We start from the raw sequence: 10,078 nt of genomic DNA, 5'->3' as shown, positions 1-10,078 counted from the left end.
TAGCCGCAGGCTGCTCAAAGCACTGCTTTGAGGTTGTAGATGAAACTGACGAAGTCAGCTCAAAACACTGTTTTGAGGTTGCAGATGAAACTGACGAAGTCAGTAACATATATACGGTAAGGCAACGCTGACGTGGTTTGAAGAGATTTTCGAAGAGTATTAACTGAAAATCGTGACTAGGAATATCATTGAATGTGGTTAGCTAAATCTTCTTGAGCTTTTTTATTTGACTCAGCTTTTTCTTTTAACCATTTTTCATAGAGTTCTTGGTACTGTTTAGCAGTTACTGGCTCTTTTTGCAATTCAACATATTTGTAGTTGTCCGCATTTCCCTTATGACCAACAAATGAGAATGGGCCTGTAAACGGTACAGTCTTACGGAAGATTGGGTTGGCTCCACCACTTTGAACTGGTAGGAACAAGGCGCTATCTGTCAACCAAGCTTGGGCTTCAGCGTATTTTTCATAACGAGCTTGAGTATCTGTGATTTCAGCGTCAGCCTGATCCAAGAGTTTCTTGTAGTCAGAAAGACCAATCTTGTCCTTAATTTCCTTGTCTTTTCCTTCAGTCAAGCCCATATTTTTCAACTGAGAACCTGTCTCTGGATCAAGGATAGCTAGGTAAGTCTTCGGATCTGAGTAGTCTCCACCCCATCCTGAAATATCGATATCATAGTCTTTTTGTTCTGCTGTATCTGCAAAGTAGGTTGCCTGGTCTTTTTCATCCGGAGATAGTTGGATAACATCGATAACAACATTCTCCTTACCAAGAGTGGCTTCTACTGTTTGTTTGAAAGAACCAGCCTGTTGCACATCTAACTTAGCAGTCTGGTCAACTGGCATATCCAAATGAATTGGGAAGGTTACTCCTTGAGCTTGCAGACTTTCTTTGGCCTTGGCAAATTTCTCTTTGGCCTTGTCAGGGTTCAAGAAGGCTTGCTTACCATCGTTTAGGTTGATATTTGCCCAATCTTTACCGTAGTTGACAATTTTTTCATTGACAATATCACCGAAGTTCTTATCGCCAACTTGGACAAAGTTACTTGGTGTAATCGTGTTACGTAAGATACGGTCTGCTCCATCTTCACCATTTGTCTGTGCTGCATAAGCATGACGGTCAAAGGCAAAGTTGATAGCCTGACGGAAATCCTTATTTTGCATAGCTGCGCGTGAATCTGTCTTTTCCTTATCAGACTGTTTCATAGTCTGCTTGTAGCTTTGACGATTCACATTGAAAAGATAATAGAAAGTAACTGAATTTTGCGGTGTATAGGTAATCTTGTCCTCATTTCCCTTCTTAAGCTCAGAAAAGACTGAACTTGTTGGGAAGATACGGCCATCAGTATAGTTACCATCCAAGAAACCTCTTGCAATGCTGTCTTGGTCAGAACCGTCAAAGAAAGAAAGTTTCACTTTCTCGATTTTAACATTGTCCTTATCCCAGTAATTAGGGTTTTTATCAAGTTCAATCAAAGATTTTGATGTGAATGATTTAAATAAGTAAGGACCATTTGACAAGATACTTGATGGTGTCACACTTCCAAAGTCATCTCCCTTAGACTTCAAGAAAGCTTCGTTTACCGGACTAAGAATACTTGCTGTTGTTTTAGAGTTCCAATAAGTCTCAGGCTGGTTGAGAGTGTATTGTAGCGTGTAATCATCCACCGCCTTAACACCAACAGTTCCAAAATCAGATGATTGCCCTTCAACATAGTCTGCTAACCCTTTAATAGAGTCTTGTACCAAGTACAAGTTTTCAGCCTTTTTATCCGCCGCATACTTAAGACCAGTCACAAAATCATGAGCTGTTACATCCGCATACTCTTCTCCTTCAGAAGTGTACCATTTGGCCCCCTGACGGATCTTATAAGTGTAGGTCAAACCATCTTTTGATACAGTCCATGACTCAGCCATAGACGGGATGAGATTGCCGTACTGGTCATTTTCCAACAAACCATCAATCAAGTTGGTTGTGATACTAGATGTAGAATCTCGTGTAGAGGTAATATAATCCAAGGTATCTGGGTTATTAACAAAGATATAAGAGTAAGTCTTGTCTGTATTACTTGATTGGGAAGACCCACATGCCGCTAGAGCTAGACCTGCTGTCAAAGCCATAGCTCCAAAAAGCATAACTTTTGATTTCTTCATGATTATTCTCCATTTTTTACAGTATGTGAAATATTATACACCATTTGAGCAAAAATATAAAGTATTTTGAGCTTTTTTTACAAAAATAAAAATCAGTAGACTCGAGTTCCTACTGATTTTTGTTATGGTTCGTTTGGATTATGCAGCCAAAACTTTGCGTCCTTTACGACGACGAGCTGCCAATACGCGACGACCGTTTTTAGTTGACATACGGTTACGGAATCCGTGTTTGCGCGCACGACGAAGTTTACTTGGTTGATAAGTACGTTTCACGATGAATACCTCCTCATAGATTTTGTATTCGTTTAGCCGGCTATAAAGTGATCAGTTACTAAACATACTTTACTATTCTATCTGATTCTTTCACTTTTGTCAATAGCTCTAGGCAAATGTTTCCAGCTTTTTAACGCTTTTTCTGATGTAAGCCCTATCTACGATACTGTTTCAAGAAACGAGTCATCTTTTCTTGGATTTGGGCCAGCTCATCAACACGAGGAAGGTAAACGATACGGAAGTGGTCTGGTTCCTTCCAGTTAAAACCACGACCATGAACCAAGAGAACCTTTTCCTGCTTCAAGAAATCAAGGACAAACTGTTCATCATCATCAATGCGGTACATATCGCGGTCGATTTTAGGGAAGATATAGAGTCCAGCCTTGGGTTTAACGGCAGACAAACCTGGAATATCTTGAATAGCATTGTAGATGAAATTTCTTTGCTCGTAGATTCGTCCACCAGGAAGAAGTAATTCATCGACTGATTGGTGGCCTCCCAAAGAAGTTTGTACGACTTGTTGGGCCAAAACGTTAGAGCAAAGGCGCATATTGGACAACATATTGAGCCCTTCGATATAGCCCTTGACATGAGTCTTAGGTCCAGACAAGACCATCCAACCCACACGGAAACCAGCGATACGGTGCGATTTTGACAAACCGTTCATGCTGACACAGAAGACATCTGGTGCCAAGCTTGCCACAGGCGTATGCACATGTCCATCCATTACCATACGATCGTAAATTTCATCCGCAAAGATAATCAAATCGTTTTGACGGGCAATCTCAATAATCTCCAGCAAGAGTTCCTTAGGATAAAGTGCCCCAGTTGGGTTGTTTGGATTGATAAGAACGATTGCCTTGGTATTGGAAGTGATTTTTGACTTGATATCGTCAATATCTGGATACCATTCTGCAGCTTCATCACAGATATAGTGAACGGCATTTCCGCCAGCTAGACTGACAGCTGCTGTCCAGAGAGGATAGTCTGGCATAGGCACCAAGACCTCATCCCCATTGTCCAAAAGCCCCTGCATAGACATGACAATCAACTCACTGACACCATTTCCAAGGTAGATATCATCAATATCTACGTTTGGAAATTTTTTCAATTGGCAATACTGCATGATAGCCTTACGGGCTGAGAAAATCCCCTTGGAATCAGAATATCCTTCACTATCACGCGCATTCATAATCAAGTCATGAATGACCTCGTCTGGCGCTGTAAAGCCAAATTCTGCTGGATTTCCTGTATTTAGACGTAAAATCTTTTCTCCATTTGCTCGCATCCGCATGGCTTCTTCCAAAACAGGGCCACGGATATCATAAGCAACATGCTCTAACTTACTAGACTTGTTATATTCTTTCATCTTGTTTCCTCAATTCATCAGGATAGTAACATTATACCACTAGAAAGAGAATGCGACAAGTTTGCTGAAATGTGTTACTAGATTCGTATAGAAAAAAACCTCACTAAAAGCGAGGTCGAGACAATGGTGATAGCGGGTATTTTGCCGAAGACACATCACATACCAAAAGATAAACCTAGAAAAAGCAGGCCTAGAAAAGAGTCATAGAGAAGATTGAACATGAGGAAAAGCCCCCATATCATCAAGTAATCCCAGCGATCACTTCTTTTTGCAACTAGGAATAATATCAGATGGTAGAGTAGGTGAAAGACTAAAAAGCCAATAAAACCTGGATAGAGAAGCGGAATTAGCTTCTCTAATTGCCAGATCATAATCACTTCTATCAAGACCGAAGCTAGGATGATTCCATAATAAAGGAAATTTGATTTTTTTGTTTCTTGAAAAGAGTTTTTCATCATTCTTCCTCCCCTCACTTCTTTCCTACTATCCTTTCTTTTATTTCATCATATATTTATATAGTTTTTAAGTGCTAACATTCTTTTGAAAAATACTTTTTTTGCTTTACTTCTATAGTGAAAAGGTTTACAATTATAGTAAGAAAATTTCAGGAGGTTTCATTATGGCACAACGTTACCAAAATATTATGGTCGCAATCGATGGTTCTAAAGAAGCGGACTTGGCTTTTGTCAAGGGAGTTCATTCTGCTCTACGAAACGACGCTAAACTGACCATCGCTCATGTCATTGACACACGCGCACTCCAAAGCGTATCCACCTTTGATGCTGAAGTTTACGAAGAACTCCAAGTCGACGCTGAAAGTCTGATGAAAGAGTACGAAAAACGTGCTAAAGATGCTGGTGTGGCAGATATTCATATCGTCATTGAAATGGGAAATCCAAAGACCCTACTGGCACGTACTATTCCCGATGCTGAAGAAGTGGACCTCATCCTCGTTGGCGCAACTGGTCTCAACGCCTTTGAACGCCTCTTGGTCGGCTCTTCATCTGAATACATCCTCCGCCATGCTAAGGTCGATTTGCTGGTTGTGAGAGAACAAGAAAAAACCTTATAATTACAACGAAAAGGAGCTCAGCGCTCCTTTTTGTTTACTATTTATACTCTTCGAAAATCTCTTCAAACCACGTCAACGTCGCCTTGCCGTATATATGTTACTGACTTCGTAAGTTTCATCTGCAACCTCAAAACAGTGTTTTGAGCTGACTTCGTCAGTTCTATCTACAACCTCAAAGCAGTGCTTTGAGCAGTTTCCTAGTTTGCTATTTGATTTTCATTGAGTATTATTTCTCTCTTTATGGCGTTCGTAAGCCTTGAGTTGGCGCTGCAGTTCCTTTTTAATAGCAGGTTCTGGAGCATATTTTTCTTCCCAATCATCTGGTTTTAAGATTTTATGGGTCACTGGATCAAAATGAGCCTTGCCATCTGGGAAAATTTTCCCCATATTGGCCTGATGGACGATATCAAAAATACGTTCTGGGTCAACCCCCATCAAGACAAAACTACCGTAGGTGAAGTAAAGCGTGTCAATCAAGGCATCCACCTGACCTATCAAATCTTGCTGGGCAGGCGTCTTCTTAGCTACCTTATCTGCTGCCTTATCAAGAGCTTGATGAAGTTGTGATAGAGCTTGACCAAAATCCTCTTCAGAAGGACTAGCAGCTCGAACAAACTCCACCAATTCTTCTATTTTAAAGCCAGCCCTGTGGGTTGCACCTTTTAAATCCCAAGCTCGAGGTTCTTCTTGAGTTCGTTCATCCATCATGTGGTGGAAGGTCTTGACCTTATTGAAATGATAGTCACGGCTGACAAAGACCTTTTCTGAAGCTAGAACACCAAAATGTTCCAGAGCCTTGTGAATTCCATCCTGTTGATTGCTAGTGGTAATGTGCTTAGCAACTTCCTTGACACTGCTACTACCATTTCCCATAGCGACCGACATACCGACACCCGCCAGCATTTCTAGGTCGTTATCTGAGTCACCAAAGGCCATGACTTGGTTGAGATCAAAACCATATTCTTTCCCAACTCGTCTAATGCCTTCTAATTTAGAGTTTCCTTGATTGATGACATCCGCTGCAAAAGGATTACTACGTGTCAATTTCAAGTCTTCAAAATCAGCTGCCGCCTTCTCAGATTCTTCTGGCGTCATCAGCATCAAAACTTGGTAGATAGGCTGATTCATCAGATGAAGCAGGTCTTCTTCCTTTTGGGGAACAACCTTGCTGACCATACGATTAAAGGAATGACTCACCGTCCGAGTTAAAACTGAGGGAACGAAGCGACTAATTCGTTGAGAAAAAGAACCCAGACCAAAAGACATGATTTTAGAACCTAGCATAGCATCCTTGGTCCCTAGAGCAATCTCCTTGCCCTCTTTTTTAGCATAGCTAATTAACTGGCGCAAATGTAACTTGGAAATTGGGCTCGTGAACAAGACTCTGTCTTTGGTAAAGATATACTGGCCATTGTAGGTTACCGCAAAGTCCAGATCCAAATCGTCCATCAATTCCTTAACAAAAAAAGGTCCACGCCCCGTTGCTACACCAACAAGTACCCCTTGTTCTTTGACAATCTTAATCGCGTCCTTAGTGGATTTCAAAACACTCTTGCGATCGTTGACCAAGGTTCCATCGATATCAAAAAAAACAGCTTTGACTTCCATCCTGTCCCAATCTCCCCTTTTGTGATACAATGATTATACCACATTTCAGAAAGAGTGAGTAAATCATGCCTAAGAAAATCCTTGTTTTACATACTGGTGGGACTATTTCCATGCAGGCCGATGCTTCTGGCGCTGTTGTGACTAGTTCAGATAATCCTATGAACCATGTGTCCAACCCACTTGAAGGAATCCAAGTCCACGCCCTAGACTTTTTTAACCTGCCAAGCCCCCACATCAAACCCAAGCATATGCTAGCCCTCTACCAAAAAATCAAAGAGGAAGCAGATAACTACGATGGGGTGGTGATCACACACGGGACTGACACTTTAGAAGAAACAGCCTATTTCCTTGATACCATGGAAGTTCCCCATATGCCTATCGTTCTAACAGGGGCCATGCGTAGCTCCAACGAACTCGGTAGTGACGGTGTCTATAATTACCTAAGTGCTTTACGAGTGGCTAGCGATGATAGGGCTGCTGACAAAGGAGTTTTGGTCGTTATGAACGATGAAATCCACGCTGCCAAGTATGTCACCAAAACACATACTACCAATGTCAGCACCTTCCAGACTCCAACACACGGGCCACTTGGTCTGATTATGAAACACGAAATCCTTTACTTTAAAACAGCTGAGCCCCGTGTCCGCTTTGACCTTGATCACATACAAGGTTTAGTCCCTATCATCTCCGCTTATGCCGGTATGACAGATGAGCTGATTGATATGCTGGATTTGGAACAATTGGACGGTTTGATTATCCAAGCCTTCGGAGCTGGTAATATTCCCAAAGAAACGGCTCAAAAACTAGAAAGCCTTCTACAAAAAGGAATCCCAGTCGCTCTAGTATCACGATGCTTTAACGGTATTGCTGAGCCTGTTTATGCCTACCAAGGTGGGGGCGTGCAGTTGCAAAAATCTGGTGTCTTTTTTGTTAAAGAACTCAACGCCCAAAAAGCCCGTTTGAAACTCCTCATCGCCCTCAATGCTGGATTAAAAGGACAAGCCTTAAAAGACTATATGGAAGGCTAACTCCTTCTCTAGAAAGCAAAATCAGGAAATCTTTACGATTCCCTGATTTTTTCTATTTACGTTTTCGTGTTGAACGACGTTCTGTCAATCCATGAGGTAAGAGAACTTCACGTTCTTCCAACTCTTCCTTATGCATAATCTTAGTCAACATACGCATACTAATGGCACCAAGGTCATAAAGAGGTTGAGCAATCGTTGTCAAGTTTGGACGGGTAAAGCGTGAGATTTGTGAATCATCACTAGTAATGATTTCAAACTCTTCTGGCACTGATACACCGTGGTCAGCCAAACCATTCAAGACACCTGCTGCCAATTCATCACCTGTTACAACTGCTGCAGTTGCGTTTGATGAAATTAAACGCTCTGCCAAGGCATAGCCATCTTCATAAGTGTATTTAGACTCAAATACCAATCCTTCGCTATAAGAAATACCTGCTTTTTTCAAGGCTTCCTTGTAGCCAACCAAACGAACCTTACCATTGATATCATCCACCAGTGGACCGCTAACAAAAGCAATGCGTTCATTTTCTTTAGCAAGGTAGGTCACTGCGTCAATCGTAGCTTGTTTATAGTCAATATTAACACTTGGAAGTTGGTGTTCTACATCTACTGTTCCCGCAAGAACAACTGGTGTTCGAGAACGAGAAAACTCTGAACGAATTTTTTCAGTCAAGTGGTAACCCATAAAGATAATACCGTCCACTTGCTTAGAAAACAGTGTATTGACAACTGAAACTTCCTTATCATCATCCTCATCACTATTAGCAAGGACGATATTGTACTTGTACATTTCAGCGATATCATCAATCCCTTTAGCAAGCGTTGAGAAGTAGCCATTGGTAATATTTGGGATCACAACACCGACAGTGGTTGTCTTTTTGCTTGCAAGACCACGCGCCACGGCATTTGGACGGTAATCCAAACGATCAATCACCTCAAGCACTTTTTTACGGGTGTTCTCTTTTACATTCTTATTGCCATTGACTACACGGCTAACCGTCGCCATTGAAACCCCTGCTTCACGGGCGACATCATAAATCGTTACTGTATCGTCTGTATTCATTCCATTTCCTTTCTATATCATACCTCACGAGACTCCAAAAAAGAGACGGTATGAAAATTTCGTTTTCATGATTCTACTTATTCCATTTTATCACTATTTGTAAACACTTTCAAGCATTTTTTGAAGATTGTTTGAAAAAAATTTCATAGAAAACTACGTTTATAAAGAAAAAATCACCTTTTCTTGATTTTTAATCCTATTTGCTGTATGATAAGGGAAAAGAAAGGGGACAGAGATATGGCTTTTACCAATACCCAGATGCGGTCGGCTAGTTTTGGCATTGTTACTAGCTTGCCTGATGATGTCATTGACTCTTTTTGGTATATCATCGACCATTTCTTAAAAAATGTCTTTGAATTGGAAGAAGAACTCGAGTTTCAATTGCTCAATAACCAAGGAAAAATTACCTTCCACTTCTCAAGTCAACACCTCCCTACAGCCATTGATTTTGACTTCAACCATCCCTTTGACCCTCTTTATCCGCCAAGAGTACTGGTTTTAGACATGGATGGTAGAGAAACTATCCTTCTCCCAGAAGAAAATGACCTATTTTAAAAACTCTAGCCTTCAGTTACATGACTGAAAACTAGAGTTTTTCTATTTTTTCAAAGCATCATACAAGTTGCGAATAGGTTGCTTTAATGTCGGATGGATAAAATGAGGCGCAATTTCTTGTAGAGACTCAAGAACAAAAAGGCGTTCTGCTATGTAAGGATGGGGCAAGATGAGGTCGTCTGTATAAATGACCTGGTCCTCCACAAAGAGCAAGTCCAAATCAATCAAACGAGGTCCCCAATGCACTTCTCTCACCCGTCCCATCTCTGCCTCAATAGCCAACAATGTTTCTAATAAGACTGGTGCTGGTAGCCAAGTCTCTACTTCAATCACTTGATTTGCAAAGCTATCCTGCTCCACTCCACCCCAAGGCTCCGTCGCTAAGACACTGGACTCTTTGAGAATATGGATGCCACGAGCTCGCAGTTTGTCAATGGCTTGCTCCAAATTGGCTGGCTTATCTCCCATGTTACTTCCTAAGGCGATAAAGGCTCGCTGCTTACGGCGATGGATAGTTACTGAGCAAGTATCTAGTGGCAAATGAACCGGTGCCCAAGGTTTTTTGAGTTCAAGTTCAATCTCTTGAACCAGAGGATAGGTCTCAAAAGTACGTTCTACCAATTTGTAAGCTACCGTTTCAATCAAGTCCTCAGTTGTTTCCTGAAACCAAGTCGTCCACTGCTGACACAGTTCTCCGTAATGGACAGAGGCTGTTAAATCCAAGTCTGTCGCTGCCTTGGTCATATCATAGGATAGGATGGCTGAAACGACAAACTTCTGCCCCAATTCTTTCTCACTAGGGAAAAGACCATGGTAGGCAAAAATTTCCAAATCTTTAATCTGCAGTTGATCCATAACTAGTCCTTTCTAGAAAAATCCGCTTCAAGCGGATTCTTTTTATACTCAATGAAAATCAAAGTGCAAACTAGGAAGCTAGCCGCAGGCTGCTCAAAACACTGT

Annotated in this window: 10 protein-coding genes; 3 read left to right on the top strand and 7 right to left on the bottom strand. The window is 41.3% G+C overall.

Translation table 11 applies throughout. The features are described 5' to 3' along the window. Window positions 1-185 precede the first annotated feature (185 nt). The 4 genes from HT717_RS08010 to HT717_RS07995 all read right to left on the bottom strand — a co-directional run bounded on the left by HT717_RS08010 (window position 186) and on the right by HT717_RS07995 (window position 4,250). On the bottom strand, window positions 186-2,150 hold the full coding sequence (locus tag HT717_RS08010; RefSeq protein ID WP_049541059.1) for a peptide ABC transporter substrate-binding protein: 1,965 nt from the start codon (window positions 2,148-2,150) through the stop codon (window positions 186-188). A gap of 138 nt (window positions 2,151-2,288) precedes the next feature. Continuing rightward, a complete protein-coding gene (gene rpmH / locus HT717_RS08005) occupies window positions 2,289-2,423 on the bottom strand; it encodes a 50S ribosomal protein L34 (protein WP_000831905.1) in 135 nt (44 codons plus the stop codon). Between the two features lie 154 nt (window positions 2,424-2,577). Next, window positions 2,578-3,792: a pyridoxal phosphate-dependent aminotransferase gene (locus tag HT717_RS08000; RefSeq protein WP_020900846.1), complete on the bottom strand. Its 1,215-nt coding sequence runs from the start codon at window positions 3,790-3,792 to the stop codon at window positions 2,578-2,580. A 155-nt stretch (window positions 3,793-3,947) separates the two neighbouring features. Then, entirely contained in the window at window positions 3,948-4,250 is a 303-nt protein-coding gene (locus HT717_RS07995) for a hypothetical protein (protein ID WP_049541061.1), read from the bottom strand. A 161-nt stretch (window positions 4,251-4,411) separates the two neighbouring features. Between HT717_RS07995 and HT717_RS07990 the strand changes: the two genes are divergently transcribed. After that, complete coding sequence (locus HT717_RS07990; RefSeq protein ID WP_049541063.1) at window positions 4,412-4,864, top strand: universal stress protein; 453 nt, start codon at window positions 4,412-4,414, stop codon at window positions 4,862-4,864. Between the two features lie 216 nt (window positions 4,865-5,080). Here HT717_RS07990 and HT717_RS07985 read toward each other — a convergent pair whose 3' ends face one another. Continuing rightward, complete coding sequence (locus HT717_RS07985; RefSeq protein ID WP_049541065.1) at window positions 5,081-6,472, bottom strand: Cof-type HAD-IIB family hydrolase; 1,392 nt, start codon at window positions 6,470-6,472, stop codon at window positions 5,081-5,083. Window positions 6,473-6,537: 65 nt separating this feature from the next. Between HT717_RS07985 and HT717_RS07980 the strand changes: the two genes are divergently transcribed. After that, window positions 6,538-7,500, top strand: coding sequence for an asparaginase (locus HT717_RS07980; RefSeq protein WP_049541067.1), 963 nt, complete (start codon window positions 6,538-6,540; stop codon window positions 7,498-7,500). Window positions 7,501-7,552: 52 nt separating this feature from the next. On the opposite strand, the gene ccpA is transcribed toward HT717_RS07980, so the two are convergent. After that, window positions 7,553-8,563, bottom strand: coding sequence for a catabolite control protein A (gene ccpA / locus HT717_RS07975; protein WP_020900851.1), 1,011 nt, complete (start codon window positions 8,561-8,563; stop codon window positions 7,553-7,555). Between the two features lie 237 nt (window positions 8,564-8,800). Here ccpA and HT717_RS07970 point away from each other — a divergent pair, with 237 nt between their 5' ends. Then, the gene (locus tag HT717_RS07970; RefSeq protein WP_000886037.1) at window positions 8,801-9,118 is read left to right on the top strand and encodes a DUF960 domain-containing protein; all 318 of its coding nucleotides are present in this window, start codon (window positions 8,801-8,803) and stop codon (window positions 9,116-9,118) included. A gap of 42 nt (window positions 9,119-9,160) precedes the next feature. Here the strand turns inward: HT717_RS07970 and folK are convergent, their stop codons facing one another. Further along, a complete protein-coding gene (gene folK, locus HT717_RS07965) occupies window positions 9,161-9,973 on the bottom strand; it encodes a 2-amino-4-hydroxy-6-hydroxymethyldihydropteridine diphosphokinase (RefSeq protein ID WP_049541069.1) in 813 nt (270 codons plus the stop codon). Window positions 9,974-10,078 lie beyond the last annotated feature (105 nt).

This window comes from Streptococcus sp. 959, assembly GCF_013277075.1.
GTDB classification, from domain to species: Bacteria; Bacillota; Bacilli; order Lactobacillales; family Streptococcaceae; genus Streptococcus; species Streptococcus pseudopneumoniae_C.
The sequence above is the reverse complement of the archived record's forward strand: the minus strand, read 5'-3'. Positions and strand labels throughout refer to the sequence as shown.

Excerpts from the sequence above, each read along its gene's own strand:
- HT717_RS08010 (WP_049541059.1), bottom strand. The coding sequence starts at position 2,150 with ATGAAGAAATCAAAAGTTATGCTTTTTGGAGCTATGGCTTTGACAGCA.
- HT717_RS08000 (WP_020900846.1), bottom strand. The coding sequence starts at position 3,792 with ATGAAAGAATATAACAAGTCTAGTAAGTTAGAGCATGTTGCTTATGAT.
- HT717_RS07995 (WP_049541061.1), bottom strand. The coding sequence starts at position 4,250 with ATGATGAAAAACTCTTTTCAAGAAACAAAAAAATCAAATTTCCTTTAT.
- HT717_RS07990 (WP_049541063.1), top strand. The coding sequence starts at position 4,412 with ATGGCACAACGTTACCAAAATATTATGGTCGCAATCGATGGTTCTAAA.
- HT717_RS07985 (WP_049541065.1), bottom strand. The coding sequence starts at position 6,472 with ATGGAAGTCAAAGCTGTTTTTTTTGATATCGATGGAACCTTGGTCAAC.
- HT717_RS07980 (WP_049541067.1), top strand. The coding sequence starts at position 6,538 with ATGCCTAAGAAAATCCTTGTTTTACATACTGGTGGGACTATTTCCATG.
- ccpA (WP_020900851.1), bottom strand. The coding sequence starts at position 8,563 with ATGAATACAGACGATACAGTAACGATTTATGATGTCGCCCGTGAAGCA.
- HT717_RS07970 (WP_000886037.1), top strand. The coding sequence starts at position 8,801 with ATGGCTTTTACCAATACCCAGATGCGGTCGGCTAGTTTTGGCATTGTT.
- folK (WP_049541069.1), bottom strand. The coding sequence starts at position 9,973 with ATGGATCAACTGCAGATTAAAGATTTGGAAATTTTTGCCTACCATGGT.